18 protein-coding genes are annotated in these 15,067 nt (G+C 36.9%); 9 read left to right on the top strand and 9 right to left on the bottom strand.

Annotation, left to right across the window (positions count from 1 at the left end):
• Nucleotides 1-50: 50 nt before the first annotated feature.
• The 7 genes from RM539_RS02800 to RM539_RS02770 form a co-directional block, all read right to left on the bottom strand.
• On the bottom strand, nucleotides 51-323 hold the full coding sequence (locus RM539_RS02800) for a thioredoxin family protein (protein ID WP_311501970.1): 273 nt from the start codon (nucleotides 321-323) through the stop codon (nucleotides 51-53).
• A 157-nt stretch (nucleotides 324-480) separates the two neighbouring features.
• A complete protein-coding gene (locus RM539_RS02795) occupies nucleotides 481-855 on the bottom strand; it encodes a metal-sensitive transcriptional regulator (RefSeq protein WP_311501969.1) in 375 nt (124 codons plus the stop codon).
• Between the two features lie 62 nt (nucleotides 856-917).
• Complete coding sequence (locus RM539_RS02790; protein ID WP_075325753.1) at nucleotides 918-1,124, bottom strand: GDCCVxC domain-containing (seleno)protein; 207 nt, start codon at nucleotides 1,122-1,124, stop codon at nucleotides 918-920.
• 13 nt (nucleotides 1,125-1,137) lie between these two features.
• Nucleotides 1,138-2,484 (bottom strand): dihydrolipoyl dehydrogenase family protein, encoded by a 1,347-nt coding sequence (locus tag RM539_RS02785; RefSeq protein WP_034892196.1) that lies wholly within the window; start codon nucleotides 2,482-2,484, stop codon nucleotides 1,138-1,140.
• Complete coding sequence (gene merTP / locus RM539_RS02780; protein WP_311501968.1) at nucleotides 2,485-3,108, bottom strand: mercuric transport protein MerTP; 624 nt, start codon at nucleotides 3,106-3,108, stop codon at nucleotides 2,485-2,487.
• 12 nt (nucleotides 3,109-3,120) lie between these two features.
• Nucleotides 3,121-3,492 (bottom strand): ArsR/SmtB family transcription factor, encoded by a 372-nt coding sequence (locus RM539_RS02775; RefSeq protein WP_311501967.1) that lies wholly within the window; start codon nucleotides 3,490-3,492, stop codon nucleotides 3,121-3,123.
• Between the two features lie 211 nt (nucleotides 3,493-3,703).
• Complete coding sequence (locus tag RM539_RS02770; RefSeq protein WP_311501966.1) at nucleotides 3,704-4,345, bottom strand: N-acetylmuramoyl-L-alanine amidase family protein; 642 nt, start codon at nucleotides 4,343-4,345, stop codon at nucleotides 3,704-3,706.
• A gap of 189 nt (nucleotides 4,346-4,534) precedes the next feature.
• Between RM539_RS02770 and RM539_RS02765 the strand changes: the two genes are divergently transcribed.
• On the top strand, nucleotides 4,535-4,822 hold the full coding sequence (locus RM539_RS02765; RefSeq protein ID WP_311501965.1) for a hypothetical protein: 288 nt from the start codon (nucleotides 4,535-4,537) through the stop codon (nucleotides 4,820-4,822).
• 19 nt (nucleotides 4,823-4,841) lie between these two features.
• On the opposite strand, the gene RM539_RS02760 is transcribed toward RM539_RS02765, so the two are convergent.
• Nucleotides 4,842-4,964 (bottom strand): hypothetical protein, encoded by a 123-nt coding sequence (locus RM539_RS02760; RefSeq protein WP_311501964.1) that lies wholly within the window; start codon nucleotides 4,962-4,964, stop codon nucleotides 4,842-4,844.
• Between the two features lie 131 nt (nucleotides 4,965-5,095).
• Here RM539_RS02760 and RM539_RS02755 point away from each other — a divergent pair, with 131 nt between their 5' ends.
• Genes RM539_RS02755 through RM539_RS02725 form a run of 7 tightly spaced genes read left to right on the top strand, consistent with a single transcriptional unit; the run spans nucleotide 5,096 to nucleotide 11,700 of the window.
• Nucleotides 5,096-7,498 (top strand): TraG family conjugative transposon ATPase, encoded by a 2,403-nt coding sequence (locus RM539_RS02755; protein ID WP_311501963.1) that lies wholly within the window; start codon nucleotides 5,096-5,098, stop codon nucleotides 7,496-7,498.
• Nucleotides 7,499-7,502: 4 nt separating this feature from the next.
• Nucleotides 7,503-8,078, top strand: coding sequence for a conjugal transfer protein (locus RM539_RS02750; RefSeq protein WP_176619453.1), 576 nt, complete (start codon nucleotides 7,503-7,505; stop codon nucleotides 8,076-8,078).
• A 1-nt stretch (nucleotide 8,079) separates the two neighbouring features.
• The gene (locus RM539_RS02745; protein ID WP_311501962.1) at nucleotides 8,080-8,922 is read left to right on the top strand and encodes a hypothetical protein; all 843 of its coding nucleotides are present in this window, start codon (nucleotides 8,080-8,082) and stop codon (nucleotides 8,920-8,922) included.
• Nucleotides 8,923-8,933: 11 nt separating this feature from the next.
• On the top strand, nucleotides 8,934-9,557 hold the full coding sequence (locus tag RM539_RS02740) for a conjugal transfer protein TraK (RefSeq protein WP_176619455.1): 624 nt from the start codon (nucleotides 8,934-8,936) through the stop codon (nucleotides 9,555-9,557).
• A complete protein-coding gene (gene traM / locus RM539_RS02735; RefSeq protein ID WP_311501961.1) occupies nucleotides 9,538-10,467 on the top strand; it encodes a conjugative transposon protein TraM in 930 nt (309 codons plus the stop codon). Before RM539_RS02740 ends, traM begins: the two co-directional genes overlap by 20 nt.
• The gene (locus tag RM539_RS02730) at nucleotides 10,464-11,321 is read left to right on the top strand and encodes a DUF4138 domain-containing protein (RefSeq protein ID WP_176619457.1); all 858 of its coding nucleotides are present in this window, start codon (nucleotides 10,464-10,466) and stop codon (nucleotides 11,319-11,321) included. Before traM ends, RM539_RS02730 begins: the two co-directional genes overlap by 4 nt.
• Before the next feature lie 7 nt (nucleotides 11,322-11,328).
• Complete coding sequence (locus RM539_RS02725; RefSeq protein ID WP_176619458.1) at nucleotides 11,329-11,700, top strand: hypothetical protein; 372 nt, start codon at nucleotides 11,329-11,331, stop codon at nucleotides 11,698-11,700.
• A gap of 9 nt (nucleotides 11,701-11,709) precedes the next feature.
• Here RM539_RS02725 and RM539_RS02720 read toward each other — a convergent pair whose 3' ends face one another.
• Nucleotides 11,710-11,853, bottom strand: coding sequence for a hypothetical protein (locus tag RM539_RS02720; RefSeq protein ID WP_229418428.1), 144 nt, complete (start codon nucleotides 11,851-11,853; stop codon nucleotides 11,710-11,712).
• A gap of 358 nt (nucleotides 11,854-12,211) precedes the next feature.
• On the opposite strand from RM539_RS02720, the gene RM539_RS02715 reads away from it, so the two are divergent.
• The gene (locus tag RM539_RS02715; RefSeq protein WP_176619459.1) at nucleotides 12,212-15,067 is read left to right on the top strand and encodes a TrlF family AAA-like ATPase; all 2,856 of its coding nucleotides are present in this window, start codon (nucleotides 12,212-12,214) and stop codon (nucleotides 15,065-15,067) included.

The following is a 15,067-nucleotide window of genomic DNA, read 5'->3' as shown; positions in this document are numbered from 1 at the left end:
TTTGGCTGCCATAAAAAGTTTCAGATTTTAATTTCAGTACGATGGTTTTGCTAACTGGCTTTTCCTATTCCTGCTTCGATAAGTTTTTCTTTGCTTATACCATTGTTTGTACAGCACTCAAGCAATTTTCCATCAACCGCCACCGAGGGAATTCTCTTTACACCGTACTCCTGCACTTTGTCTATACAGGTCTTATCCTCACATTGTTCCACCAGGTTATAGGTGGTAATCTCGCAACTATCGCAGGACAACTCTTTCACCATTTTTACAACCGGATCACAAACCGGACAATTTGCCGTAAATATTTCTATTTGTCTTTTCATTTTTTTTGAATTTAAATTAACAATCAGTTTTATCCTTCTTATTAAAGAACAATCCAAAGATAAGAGCGGAACCGGGGTGGTCTCCAAATAAAAAAACCTGCTTTTTTACGACAGATTTTTATTAGTATTAAAATTAAATGGAAAATTTTTGAATGTTTTACTCTGATTTATTTTCGGAAATGTAAGATTCCAGCCTTCGTTTAAGTTCATCAATCTCCTTCATTTTATCGGTAAGGCTGTTAAGCTCAAGGTCGGGAAATTGTTTGCGAATAAATTCAATTCGCTCTTCATTACCGCAATTACCGGGACAGGCTTCCACAGTTTCTGAAATTGTGATCGCCAGCGCTTTGCGGTACACTTCATCTAAAAGAAGAAAATGCGCCTTATCAAGCCCTTTTTGCGCCGCTTTGAACTGGATCAGAATCTTTTCTGGATCTTTATTTTCATCCAGCATTTTTATAAGTCCGTTAAGCTGGCCGCTGATGCTCTGCAAGCGAGTTTTTATATCTTTACTTAGATCTCTAGGAATCATACTTTTAATTTTCAGCAAGATACATCTGGAGTGGGGGAGGTCACCAAAAGTATTTTAAATTTTTAGCAGCAATTTGTTCCTTCCTGAATGGGTGGACAGGCAACATTACCATAAGAACAATAAACACAGCAATCACCTTCTTTTGGTTTTAATAAATGCTTGCAATTATCACATTGGTAAAAAAACTGACAGGCTGTTGTGGGCATTTCCTCTTCTTTTGTGTGTCCGCAACCAGGACATGTAATGGTAGAAACTAGTTCTATTTCCATAATCTATTTATTTTTAAAGCATATGAGGGATATCTGATGACAGAGTTGGATACGTAAATATCATCGTCCTTAACTCATTAATTTTCATTTTGGTCTTTATCGCCATGGCGAATAAATTGATGGTTTCTTCCGCGTTAGGGCCTATTAGATGTGCGCCAAGAATAGTCTGATTTTCTTTATTAATGATGGTTTTATAGGCATATTCCTTAACATTCAGTCTTTTTGCATTGAACCAGCTTTCCGCATGGTTATAATTGACCTGATATTCTATCTGTTTTGATTTGGCTTCTGCTTCGGTTAATCCTACTGATGCCAGGGTAGGCAAAGTAAAAACTACAGAAGGCATTGGGGGATAATTGACTTTTTTCTTGTTCCCGTTGATGATATTTGATGCCACAATATGCCCTTCCATTACTGCAACAGGTGTAAGGGGTAATCCTCTTGAATCTGCCGAATCTCCCGCTGCATAAATATTAGGGTTAGAGGTACTTTGAAGGTATTCGTTTACCGTAATTCCTTTTTTTGAAAAAGAGATGCCAGCTTTTTCCAAATCTAAATCAAAGATAGCGGGAGGACGACCGGCTGAGTTAAAGACAGAGTCAGTCCTATAATTGACCTCTTTTCCATTTGATTTTCCTGTTACTACGTAATGGTCTTCTTTCTTTTCAATTTTAGAAACTTCGGTTTCCAAAACCAGTTTAATTCCTAGCTTTCGGGTTGCATGCACAAGATGTTTAACAATGTCACGATCAAAGTTTTCCAATGGATGATCACCACGATGTAATATGGTTACATCGGCACCGGCCCGCGCAGCGATATGGGCAAATTCAAAGGCAATGTAGCCACCACCGATAAAGAGCAGTGAGCTGGGCAATTCCTCCAAATTAAGGAAATCTGTACTTGAAAGTGCCAAATTTCCACCTTCAAAATCCAATACCCGTGGTTTTGCTCCGGTTGCGATCAGGAATTTATCAGCTTCAATAACTTCATCTCCTACCTGCAAGGTGTTATCAGATAAAAATTTAGCTGAAGTGTGATAGGTATCTATGTCTTTATTCTTATATCCTTTTTCAATTTTAGGAGGCATGGCATCCACAAAAGATTGCTTAAAAGCCATAATATCTTCCCAATTGACTTCAGGCACGGTATCTATTCCATTTCCTTTAAGTCTTTGGGCAAAATCACGTACTTCAGTTGCTCCTATAATCACCTTTTTAGGATCACAGCCTCTTAGGGCACAGGTTCCACCGTAGGGAAGTTCATCGGTAATGCCAACCTTAAGGCCTTTGGAGGCACATTTATTAGCAACGGTCATACCTGACATCCCGGAACCTATTACAAATACATCATATTTTTTCATCTACTTCTCTTCTTTATTTTCTGTATCGATTGCTTTATAACCAGTTTTATTTATTGCTTCTCGAATTGCGACCAAATCAACTTTAGTTTTATCATATTCCACTACGGTATTAGTATTTGCGTAACTCGCCTTGACTGATAAAATACCATCCAGATTATTTACCTCACTTTCTACGTGGGCTTCACATCCTGCGCAGGTCATTCCCTCAACTTCAAAGGTGTGCTTTATTATGTTTGATTGAGAAACATACACTATATCCTTGCTGGGCTGTGCATAAAATATATTGGAATAATAAGGGAAAGCCAGCATCAATCCGGCAAATACTGTAACTATGAACAGAAAATTTTTGGACTGCCAAAAAGATGGTTTTGCTTCCTCGTCGCAGGCACAATCCTTTTCTTCCTGGGTTTTCGATTGAAGTTTCGGATACCATGCAAAGACCAAAACAATAATGGTCAAGCCGATAAGATAGGGCCTAAATGGCTCGACCCATGAAAAGGTCGATGCAATTCCACTTGTTCCGGCAATTAATGCCAAAACAGGGGTTATACAACATATTGATGCTGCAACTGCGGTAAAAATGCCGGTATAGGCCGCGGTGTTTGAAGTCTTATTCGGTGCCATAATATAAACTTTCTAAGCTGTTTTCTTTCTTGTCGAAATTAAATTGAAAATTCCATTCAAAACATTGTCTTCACTCTTTACCAGCGAATAATACAATGTTTGCCCTTCACGTCTCGATGTAATAATTCCTGCATCCTTCATTTTTCGGATATGCTGGGACACGGCGGGAACACTCATTTCAAGAATGTCCGCAATATCACAAGGGCACAGTTCATTTTCTATGTTCAAAAGGAATAGTACTTTAAGTCTTACCTCGCTTCCAGCGAGAGCCAGAATTTTGCTTATTACTTTAAAGCTGTCCGAAGAATTCTCTATGGTTTCCTTACATCTCGATATTTGCTTCTTGTCTGCTTCGTTCCGTGTACAAGTAATTTCCAAGCTCATCTTTTTTGATTTAAAGTAGCAACAAATATATCACTATTATATTATTTAAGCAAATACTTAAATATACTATTAGATAAATTGTTTTTTATAATGTGTAAATAATAAACTTAGGTAATCTAACTTCTAAAGGATTTGTACAATAAAATCACTTCTGAAACAAACTGTAGTACAATCTCCTTCAAGCTCTTCGTTAACTCTAAAAAAATATCTTTCATAATTTTATTGATTTTTGAATGGATGATAATATCGATAGTGCGATGCGTTCAATGTTGTTGTTCTCTGAAATAAAGTTGCCCTCATCGTGATTGGACAAGAAACCCAATTCGATCAAAACAGCAGGACAATAATCTATAGTTCCCCGCAACACCTGAAAATTCGCAAACTTCACACCTCTACTCTCCAACCCCAAACTCTTATTTAGATCATCTTGCAGTTGAAAAGCAAACCAAATAGCATCATCTGAGTATTTAGACACAGCCTTAGCCACATAAACCTCTATTCCTCTCGCAGCTGGATTATTAGAGTGATTGCAATGCAAGGACAGAAATAAATCAGCATTTAAGGCTTTAGTCAGTTTGGTTCTATCCGATAACGAAATAAGCGTATCACTATACCTGGTTAAATAAATATCTAAAGGTTGATCCAAATCATTATTCAACCTTAAAATCTCTTTAGCAATCGACAAAACCACATACTTTTCTTGGATGCCATTTATGCCCATTGCCCCAGCATCTTTTCCACCGTGTCCAACATCAATTACAATTCTCTTTTGAACATCGATTTCCTGTCCAAAAATGAAGCACATTTTCATGAGTAAAATTGTAAAACTGACGTTTTTGAGCAGATTTTTCATTTCCAATTTTCGGGTTATCAACAACTTCCATATCAAACTTCATAGAATTTGATGTCAAATAATAACAATGAAATTCAAACAATACCAAAGAATATTTTATTCACAATTATTTGATTTTCAGTTATTTACAATCAAATATATGTAAATTCTAATAATGAAAAATGAACTTAAAATCTAAATTTTTCCGTTATGAAAAAATCACACTATTTAGCGTCCATTCTTTCGCTCTTAACCACTTCCCTTTTTGCTCAAATTGGTGGCATAGAAAATTCCGTTAACGATGTTGGCGATACCATCAGGACTATCTTTCCGATTTTATTGGGTGTTATCTTCTTGGTTGGCTTCCTATTTAATGCTGGACATTTCTTCGGCGAAAATGCGGACCTCAAAAAAGGGATAACAAGAATACTGGTCTTTGTACTAATTGCAGGTGCAGTAGTCGGCATCTTCACATACTTAATAGGAATCGTAGTTTAAAGATGAAGCGGTTCGAAGTCTATAAAAACATTCGGAAACGGGCTGTCATTTTTGGACTGTCCATTTCCCTGTTTGCCTTGATGATGGTTTCCATTTTGGCTTCGTTGCTCATCATCATTTTCTCTTTCAGCTTTGCGATCATAATAGGAGTATTGGTACTCAATACTTCCTTATTTGTGGTGCTGACATGGATTACACACAATCCACAAATTTTTCAAATGACAAATGCTTTCCCAAAAATATTGAGTAACAAAAAAACCTCAGGCTTTGATTATGAACAAGATTAACATTTCAGCATATCAACCCATCGCAGATATTCAAGACAATATCGTATTTGCCAACAATGGTAACGTTGTCCTATGCTATAAAGGGAATCTACCGGAAATATACTCTCTTTCTGAAAAGGATTTTGAGGATATGCACGGTGCTTGGTTTCAGGCTTTGAAATCATTGCCAGTTGGTACTGTGGTTCACAAGCAGGATATCTACCTCAAGAAATCATATACTTCAGAACAACTTCCGAATTCAACCTTTCTGGAAAAGGCTACTCACGAGCATTTTAAAGGTCGTGGGCATATTGAGCACAACTGTTATTTGTTCTTCATCTTGACCAAAAACAAGGCACTCAATAATCCGAAATATGTCAATCCCTTCAGGAAAGTTTCAAAAGGAATCGTACAGGAACTGGATGATAATATCAAGAGCTTCACGAACTCGGTAAGTGATTCAGTTTCTTTTATCAATAACAGCCGAAAGATGGATTTTGTTTCGCTTAAAGCGGAAGATATTCGGCAACTAACAAGTGCATACTTTAATGGCTTCAATGAAGGCTACGACACCGATATTTTACTTGATAAGAAAAGCGTCAATATTGGCGAAAACCATTTTGATGCCCTGGCCATCAACAGCGAACTGTGCTTTGGCGAAAGTGTACAGAGTAGCAAAACCAATGAGAAATTCACTTCTGACGATTTTGTATTTCATCAAGGGTTTATTGATGGCTTAGGGCTTACGCTTAACGAGAATCACATTGTCAATCAAATTATTTATTTGGATGACAAACAAAAATGGCGCAAGCTGCTCGATAAGAAGGTTGAGGAACTAAATAAAAGTTCAAACTTTGGTTCACAAAATAAAGTGGTGCTTGGTAAAATCCAACACATCCTTGACCAAATCAATGCTGATGATAATGCCCGAATTATTCGTGGTCATCTCAATATTGTCTATTGGGCAAAAGAAGCCAAAGAGCTCGACAAGATAACTTCAAAAATCAAGACTGAATTTAAGGAACTGGATATCATCCCGTATTACCCAAGAGGCGAAGAACGTAAAAACTATATTCTAAATAGTTACTGTTGTTTTTCGTCGAATTTTTCAAATAACGATTTATATGTAACTGACTTAAAACACGCGCTTTGTCTTTTTATCAATAACACTAATTACAAAAGTGATAACACCGGAATCATTTTCAATGACCGTGAGTATAACATTCCTGTTTTAAAGGATGTTTGGGACGAAAAGAAGAAAAGAATAAAGGCACGAAACTTTGCCATTTTTGCACCAACTGGTGAGGGCAAATCTTTTCTGGCAAATAACATTCTACGCCAATATTTTGAAAGTGGCGTTCGCCTGGTCATTATCGACTTGGGTGGCTCTTATACCAAGTTTGCAAAGCTCTATCCTGATAAATATACGGTGCTTCGCTACGAAAGTGGAAAGAACCTTGGTATCAATCCATTTTACATTAGCCACACTAATGACCTTACACCAGAACGTTTGGAAGATTTGTCCGTCTTCCTCTTTGAACTGTTTGCTTCAGACTTAAAGGTTACAAAGGCACAATCAGTATCGGTCAAAAAAATACTGCGTTATTATTACGATAGTACTTCAGAAAATCATTCACTGGATGGTTTTTACAGCTTTATAGAAAGAAATCAGGAAGATCTTCTGAGCACCCTAAAAATCCATCCCGATTATTTTAATGTGACGAGCTTCTTGCACGTAATGTCAGAATATGTCGGCGATGGTCTATATAGCTTCCTTTTTGAAGTGAGCGAAGACCAGACCTATAAAATTGAGGACAAGCGTTTGATTGTTTTTGAACTGGATGAAGTCAAGGACAATAAGGAAATACTGTCCGTAATGTTGAAACTGATTAAGTCAGCTATCCAAAGAACCATCTGGAAGAATAGAGCGGAAAAAGGCATTATCCTCTTTGATGAGTTTGCGAAACAATTAAAGTTTGAGAATGTACTGGAAAGTGTCGAATTCTACTACCAAGCAATACGAAAACAGAACGGAGCTATCGGTATCATTCTTCAATCCATTAATCAGCTTCCGAAAAATTCAACTTCAGCGAGTATTCTTGAAAACACGCAGGTCATTTATAGCCTGAACAATGAAAAAGGCTATGACGAATTGGTCAAACGGCTCAATCTATCCAGCCACGATTTGAACCAATTAAAATCAATTAAGAACAATCTTTCCGGTCCACGGAAGTACACCGAAATGTTTATCAAAATTGGCAGGGAAAGTAACATCTTCCGTCTGGAAGTTCCGAAGGAAGTATATGCAGCTTACTTGACCGATGGACAAGAAAATGAGGAAATAATGAAGCTCTACAAAGAGCATCAGGATATGCAAAAGGCAATAATTCAATTCGCATCTAAAACATAATATTATGAAGACAAAAATCTTAATTATCGCAACGGTATTCATCTTTTTATTACCCGCACGCGCTGCGTGTCAGGGAATGCCCACTTATGACAATACCAATTTTATCAGCTTGGTAAAACAACTTGTAGAATCAGGTAAACAGACAGCTCAAATGATTAAGTCTGTAAAGTTCTTAAAAGATGCAAAGGAGAGCATTGAGAAAGTATCAAGTGTGGTACAACAGCTTAGAGCAGTTGAGGAAATTGGACAGAACAATCAGCGCCTTATCACCGTAATGCAGAACGATGTACTGGACATACTCAACTCGCCCTACATCAAACCAGAGGAAGTTTCAAGGGTTGTAAAATCTTTTGATGCTATTGTTCAAAACTCATTGGAGACGGTAGATTTTATTGATGAAGTCCTGTCCAGCGATTATCTCAAAATGAGCGATGCAGAACGTGCTGAAATTTTAAAAGCAAAGGAGCTGGAATCAAAGCAGATGGTTTCCAACATAACTACAAAAACAAAACGCTATCGAGACATTATTTCTTTCAGAAAGATGCAAGATAAAGTCAATAACCGAGAAACATTCTATTAAAATGAACGCGACCATTCTCTTAGGAATTGGTTTGGAATATATCGATACCATTTTCCAGACCATACAAGCCAGCAATTTTTCGCAATACACAATTGCGGGAATGAAAACGCTCGCTGTCTTGTTCTTTTTGGTCAACATCCTTAAAAAATATAACGAAGGAATTGCAGAGAAGGACGGTTACACTTGGGGATTGAGTCCTGGTGAATTGGTCAAGAATTTTACCATTGTCATCTTGGTCATATTCTCAACTCAGGTATTGGGATTTTTTGATGGCATTTTAGTCGCCATTGAAGAACAATATCGAGGAACAGCACCAGCATTATTGCCTTTGCAAATGCAGGATATTCCATTAGAGGAAGAAGTAAGTTTGTTTGATGCCGCAAGTTCAGCGATGACACTTTTATATGAAGCCCTGGTTACACCTTTATACGGTTTTAAAATATTGGCATTTATCTTAACTACCCTACTTTGGATATTGGATTTGTTCATCTACCCGCTATTCTTAGCAGAGCGCTTCTTCCTTTTAGGAATAATGCAAGCATTTTTTCCTTTGGTCATTAGTCTTGCAGTTTTTGAAAAGTTTCGTTCGCTCGCCTATACGTTCTTCAAACTATATGCAGCGGTGTTTATGCTGGTGCCAGCTTTCTTTCTGGTCAATATATTTATCAATGCCATATATACGGAAATCAACACCAATTTTTGGGTCAACCTTTTTGGAACAGAGGTTGGCCAGGGCTTTTTTGCACCTGTGGTTCAGTTGGGATCAGTAGGTTTTATTGTTTTCTTGAAATTCACCCTATATAAACGTGCCACGTCATTTACGCTAAGACTATTTACCAACTAAATATTTTCAGAATGAAAACACCTTACAAGAACATTTACAGCGTCCTAAAATTGAATCGGTTTATCGTTTTGGCAGTAGTTGTCTGCGCCTTACTATCCAGCACATTTTCGGTTTGGATGGTATTCAACACCAATCAAAAAGCCCTTAATAGTGCCTTTGCTATCAATACCGATGGCAGTATAATTCCGCTGAAGCTCGTAACCCAAAAGGAAAATTTTCGGGTTGAAGCTTTAGCACATTTGGATCTGTTCCATAACTACTTCTATAACATAGATGCGAGTAATTATGAACGCAATTTGGAAAAGGCATTGTGGTTGGGCAATAGTTCCGTGGACAATCTCTACCGCCAGAAAAAAGCGGATGGTGTTTACAACAGGTTGCTTCAGTATTCCTTGGTTCAAAAAGTACTGAGCATCGATTCACGACTATCTGAAAATAATGGCTCGTATAGTTTTATAACAACCACCATTTTTGAAATCAATAGAGGTTCAATCATCGACACCTATGAGTTGATTTCCACCGGAAACTTGATTACGGTTGACAGAAACTTCCCCAACAATCCGCACGGATTATTAATTACCAACTATTTCGAGAACACCTTAAAAAAACTAAACGATGAAAGTAGAAAAGAATAAAATAGTATTTGCAGCAGTATTGGCCGTGATTGTCATATTCATCATTTCTTATTCCGTAATGGTAATGGGCGATGATGAAAGTGAAACTGAAAACCTTAAGCAAACATTAGTTCCAGATTTAGAAGAAGATCAAAAAGAGTATGATTCCAAACTGGATGCGATTAACGACTTGAAGAAAGTACGTGAAAATAATGCGCCCAGCATTTATGATGAAAAACTGATTGATTCCTTGGGATTTTACGACCCAGATCTTCCAGATCGCGAAAAAGAGCGTATCGTAGATAGCATATATGAAGCTGGTAAGATCCAATATTCAGAAAAGCGATACCAAAACTTGGGACACAAAAGAACTGTTCGCAAAGCGGTTTCAAAGATAGATTCTGTAGAAGTAAAACGAGAACAAAAAATCCAAGCGAAAGAACTGGGATTGGAACATCAATTGTTCTTTGCTGCTGCGCCCAAACTCAATGAAGTTTCAATCATCGGCAATACAGATGAAACTATTTATGTGGTTGTAGATGGCGATCAAGTAGTAAAAGCGAATACCAGATTACGAATGCGCCTTACCAAAGTTGCTACCATAAGTGGTAAAGAAATGCCTAAGAACACACCTGTTTTTGGATTTATCAGCTTTCAACCCAACCGAGCGCTCATTGAAATTGAAAACATACAGCACCACCCTACTAAACTCAAGGCTTTTGATTTATCAGATGGTAGCGAGGGCATCTACGTACAGAACAATTTCAGGGCAGAAGCCACCACCGAAGTTTTGGACGATATTATTGGTGACATTAACATACCTGCCATTCCGCAAGTAGGCGGTGTCTCAAAAGTCCTAAGACGAAACAATCGCAATGTTAAAGTAACCGTATTAAATAACTATAGATTAATTCTAAAGCCTAAACTATGAAAACTTTTATCTTAATATTAATTGGATTTGTTTACACTTTCGCACCTCGACTTTGCTTGGCACAGGCTACAGCACAACAGCAACCCATACCTCTTGACACTATTTATGCCAACGACACCAAGAATGTTGCGCTATTCTTCCCAGAACCTATCCGCCAAGGCATAACCGGTTCTGACAATTTTGTATTTACTTACAATCGTGAAGAAGAACAGTATTTTGGCCTTCTTCAAGCGAAGCCGGGGAAGGAAAGTAATCTACTGGTAGTCAATAGAAATGGTTCGATTTTTTCGTATATTGTAAGGTATAAAAAACAGCTTTCTAAGCTCAATTATTTCATTCCGTTATCCAAAAGTATCGGTAATGAAAGGCCGATTTTAAAGGATTCGATTCTTGTAAAATCATCTGAAGAATTTGTAGATAACAGCACCTATTATTACCAAAAATTCTGCTCATATCTTCTCAATAGAAAACAGCGTATAGGACGTATCAAGAAACGAAATGAAGGTATTATCTTGACCGTAGAGAACATTGTTTTTGATAAGGATGAACTCTATTTCGTTATCGAGATTGAAAATACTTCTACAATGGATTACGATTTGAATTTCTTGAACCTATCAGTTGAAACTCGACAAAAAGGAAAAAGAAAATCATTGCAACGGCTCTATCAAGAACCGATATATAAACATAATCTGCCGTCCAAGATTATGGAAAATGAAACGGCTCGCTTTGTTTATGTATTATCCAAATTTTCATTATCTGATGACCGGAGGGCAATTTTGGAATTGAATGAAAAGAATGGCGAACGAAATATAAAAATGAAACTATCGCATAGGTATATTAATAACCCAAATTAATACTGATATGAAAAAATTTGTTGTTTTCTCGCTCATAGCGCTGTTACTTTCTTGTGCTGATTCTGAAACTAAAATCTCGGGGCCAAGTGCCACAGCCCAAATTGTTATTGAAAGCTTTTATGAAAAAGATGAAGAAACTTTAAAGGCTAACTCAACACCACAGGCATATTCTAACTATATGAATACTATAAATATGTTTAATGCTACGGTAAAGGATGATTCCAACTTTACTGTTTTGCAGGATACGATTATGGGGAACGTGGCTTGGGTAAAATATACCACAGCTTATGATAAAACGCCTGGTGTTTTTAAACTGGTTAAACAGGAAGGCAAATGGCTGGCTACCGCAAGAGGTTCAAAGGATAAAGCGCCTTTTTAATAGAGTTTTCTATTTTTCATCGAGGTTGATTTCCCAAGAGCCTCTTGTATCACCGTGACGGACTAAAAAACCTTTATTTTTGATAGCTGTAATGTGCTTACCAACGGCAAATTCATTAATAGCCAAAGCTGAAGGACAAATATTGTTCTTCAACCTGTCTTTAATTTTTAACTGGTCACCGTCGCATCAGCCAAACCGAAAGTGTTCTCTTCCTTATCAATACCGATCTAGATAATGCCACCTTCACGATAATTCAGAAATGCAATTACCTCTTTTCAAGTCCATCGGATAGTTCTCGTTTGTATTCTATGCGGTTTGTTTCGGTCATTGTTTTAATAAAATCGGACAGTAAAGATAATGATATTAAATTGTGAGGATAGATGCATACGGTTGCAAAAAGACTACAGTTATTCCGAATATAAGAACATGATTGTAAAAACTAAACTGGATTGAAATGTTAAAATACTCAAAATGTTAATTAACTTTGGCGGTTGTAAAAATCAAACACTTTATGGACAAAGGCGCAAAATTTTATAGATGTGATTTTCAAGTACACAGCCCAAGAGACATTAATTGGACAGGTGCTCGTTTTGGTGTAAACGCTGAGCAAATAGCAAATTTATCACAAATCGAAAAACAGGAAATCGAAGACAATCGAGAACAATTTTGTAAAGAATACTTGGATAAAATAAGTAACTCTGGAATCAATGCCATCGCAATGACTGACCATCACGACGTGGTCTTTGTCCAGCATTTAAGAAAAGTTGCCAAAGAGCAGAACGAAATACACGAATTGATGGGCGAACCAGAAAAAATGGTTACAGTCTTTCCAGGTATTGAACTCAGCCTTTCCAATCCAGCCAGTCAAGTTATAATTATTTTTGACGCTGATTTCGAAGATACACATCTTAATTCTGTTCTTAATTTTATCGGTATACAACCTACAGATAAATTCGATAGGCAGACAGTTCAAACCCAAAGAATTTCCCAAGAGGTAATCAATAACCTATCTCAGCTTCACAAAGTTTTAGATGAAGTAAACTATTGCAAGGGTAGATATATTGTTCTACCTAATGTTGGTAAAGGTGGTCAACATTCAATAATACGCCAAGGCTTCCAAGAGCATTACATTAAAATGCCCTGTGTTGGTGGTTATGTTGATAAAGAAATTTCGCAAGAATCGGGATATCAGAATAAAATTAATGGTGGCGATGTTAATTACGGTAATAAAAGTATAGGCCTTGTCTCTACATCCGATAATAGGTATGAAGACGGACGTGAATTTGGAAAATATTCTACTTGGGTAAAATGGGCTGAACCTACCGCAGAGGCGATTAGGCAAGCGTGTTTGGCCAAAGAATCCAGAATATCCCAGGCCGAACCAGAAATGCCACAAATATTTATTGAAGCAATCGATGTTACAAACTCAAAATTTTTAGGAAGTTTTAATATCAAATTTAACCAGCAGTATAACGCATTAATCGGTGGAAGAGGAACGGGTAAATCAACCATATTAGAATACATCAGATGGGGACTGTGCGACCAAACAGTAAAAATTGGTAATTACGAAGAGCTGGATATTATTCAGAATCGAAGAGACACCCTGATCAGGAAAACATTGACCGCTGTTAGTGGTGAGGTGCGAATAACGATGGTCAAAAACGATGTACGCCATATCGTTAAAAGAAATTCTGCAAGCAGAGAAATACTTTTGAAAATCGGGGATAACGAATTTCAAAAAGTTAGTGAAGAGGATATCCGTAAGGTGCTGCCTATCCAATCATACAGTCAGAAACAGCTAAGCGATGTAGGTGTAAAAACAGAAGAGCTTAAGCGATTCATTGAGCAACCTATAAAAAGTAGCTTAGAGCGGATCTCATACAATTTAGATGAAACGAATCTAAAACTAAAAAATTCCTATAACCAATTGGTTCGCAAGAAAAAAGTACAGAACGAGATAGCCAATTTTAATATTGAAGGAAGTTCTATAAAAGGACAGGTAAAGGGTATTCGGGAATCGTTGAAAGGTATTTCAGAAGTTGATCAAAAAACGATTGATAAGAAATCAAGATTTGAGTTAGAAAAAACAATAATAGAGAATACTGAATCTGAACTGACTCTTTTTGATTCCAAAACAGACGAACTTATTAAACTTTTGAAGTTGTACCCAGAGCCTATAGAACCTTTCCTTGATGATGTTGAAAATAAGGATTTAATAAGTAAGCTCGATACCGAAATCAAAACAAAATTTAAGAACATCAACGATGCTGTTCAAATATTGAAGGATGTTTTTAGCGAAAGTGGACTGAAGGCTTACAATGAAATTGTAGAAGAATGGGAAAATAAGGAAACCTTGTTTAATTCTGAATATGAAACAGCCAAGGGTAAGTCCCAATCTAGTCAAGAGCAATTATCGAACATAAAAAAACTTGAAAACCGTCTGGCCGAGATAAATAGTTTAGTTGCTGAAAGAAAATCTGTGATTAAAGAGCTTGGAAATCCTGAGAATGATTATAACACCTATAAGGAAGAATGGAAAAACCTGCATATAGAAAAAGTTGGTGTCTTGAATGATCAAGCAACAAATTTTACGGATTTGTCAAACAACCTTATAAAAGCAGTAGTTACGAAGAACATTAATCTTGCGAATTTCAAGGAAAAATTGCGTTCAATACTTGAAGGGACTAGGATTAGAGAAGAACGAATAGATGCACTATTGGAAAATGTTCGCAGTAAAGCAGACCCCATTTCTGAATTCATATCCGTTTCCGAAGAACTAAGACTATTAGCTGAATTTAAGCTGGACGAAGATAATCCAGAAGATTTACCTTTAACGCCAATTTTAGATTCAACAGGTTTTACCGAAGACCATAAACTAAAAATTCATTCTAAAATTTCAACCGATGATTGGTTGCAATTAACAGCAACCGAATTGGAATTCAATCCGGAATTTTTTTATACAACCAATAATGAGCTCGGCGATGAAATTCCTTTTCGAGATGCTTCTGCTGGACAACAAGCTACTGCACTTCTTACAGTTCTACTTAATCAACCGGGAATGCCCTTGTTACTTGACCAGCCAGAAGACGACATTGATAATCGAGCTATCGATTCGATAATCCGAAATATTTGGAACGCAAAAAAGAAAAGACAATTAGTCTTCACAAGCCATAATGCCAATTTAGTAGTTAATGGTGATGCTGAATTAGTTATCTGCTGTGATTATAAGGATGCCAGCTCACAAACAAGGGGTGTTATTAAAGCAGAAGGTGCTATTGATGCGAAAGAAATAAAGAACGAAATTACGTCAGTTATGGAAGGTGGTGAAAAGGCATTTAGGCTAAGAAAGGATAAGTATGGCTTTTGA

Origin of the sequence: Autumnicola musiva, assembly GCF_031846585.1 — a bacterium.
GTDB classification, from domain to species: Bacteria; Bacteroidota; Bacteroidia; order Flavobacteriales; family Flavobacteriaceae; genus Autumnicola; species Autumnicola musiva.
Note: the sequence above shows the minus strand (reverse complement) of the source record. Positions and strands in the feature narration are given on the sequence as shown.

Coding starts and splice junctions, on each gene's coding strand:
- RM539_RS02775 (WP_311501967.1), bottom strand. CDS start 3,492: ATGAGCTTGGAAATTACTTGTACACGGAACGAAGCAGACAAGAAGCAA.
- RM539_RS02800 (WP_311501970.1), bottom strand. CDS start 323: ATGAAAAGACAAATAGAAATATTTACGGCAAATTGTCCGGTTTGTGAT.
- RM539_RS02785 (WP_034892196.1), bottom strand. CDS start 2,484: ATGAAAAAATATGATGTATTTGTAATAGGTTCCGGGATGTCAGGTATG.
- RM539_RS02715 (WP_176619459.1), top strand. CDS start 12,212: ATGGACAAAGGCGCAAAATTTTATAGATGTGATTTTCAAGTACACAGC.
- RM539_RS02750 (WP_176619453.1), top strand. CDS start 7,503: ATGAAGACAAAAATCTTAATTATCGCAACGGTATTCATCTTTTTATTA.
- merTP (WP_311501968.1), bottom strand. CDS start 3,108: ATGGCACCGAATAAGACTTCAAACACCGCGGCCTATACCGGCATTTTT.
- RM539_RS02795 (WP_311501969.1), bottom strand. CDS start 855: ATGATTCCTAGAGATCTAAGTAAAGATATAAAAACTCGCTTGCAGAGC.
- RM539_RS02745 (WP_311501962.1), top strand. CDS start 8,080: ATGAACGCGACCATTCTCTTAGGAATTGGTTTGGAATATATCGATACC.
- RM539_RS02765 (WP_311501965.1), top strand. CDS start 4,535: ATGAAAAAATCACACTATTTAGCGTCCATTCTTTCGCTCTTAACCACT.
- RM539_RS02790 (WP_075325753.1), bottom strand. CDS start 1,124: ATGGAAATAGAACTAGTTTCTACCATTACATGTCCTGGTTGCGGACAC.
- RM539_RS02770 (WP_311501966.1), bottom strand. CDS start 4,345: ATGAAAAATCTGCTCAAAAACGTCAGTTTTACAATTTTACTCATGAAA.
- RM539_RS02755 (WP_311501963.1), top strand. CDS start 5,096: ATGAACAAGATTAACATTTCAGCATATCAACCCATCGCAGATATTCAA.
- traM (WP_311501961.1), top strand. CDS start 9,538: ATGAAAGTAGAAAAGAATAAAATAGTATTTGCAGCAGTATTGGCCGTG.
- RM539_RS02725 (WP_176619458.1), top strand. CDS start 11,329: ATGAAAAAATTTGTTGTTTTCTCGCTCATAGCGCTGTTACTTTCTTGT.
- RM539_RS02740 (WP_176619455.1), top strand. CDS start 8,934: ATGAAAACACCTTACAAGAACATTTACAGCGTCCTAAAATTGAATCGG.
- RM539_RS02730 (WP_176619457.1), top strand. CDS start 10,464: ATGAAAACTTTTATCTTAATATTAATTGGATTTGTTTACACTTTCGCA.
- RM539_RS02760 (WP_311501964.1), bottom strand. CDS start 4,964: ATGATCGCAAAGCTGAAAGAGAAAATGATGATGAGCAACGAAGCCAAA.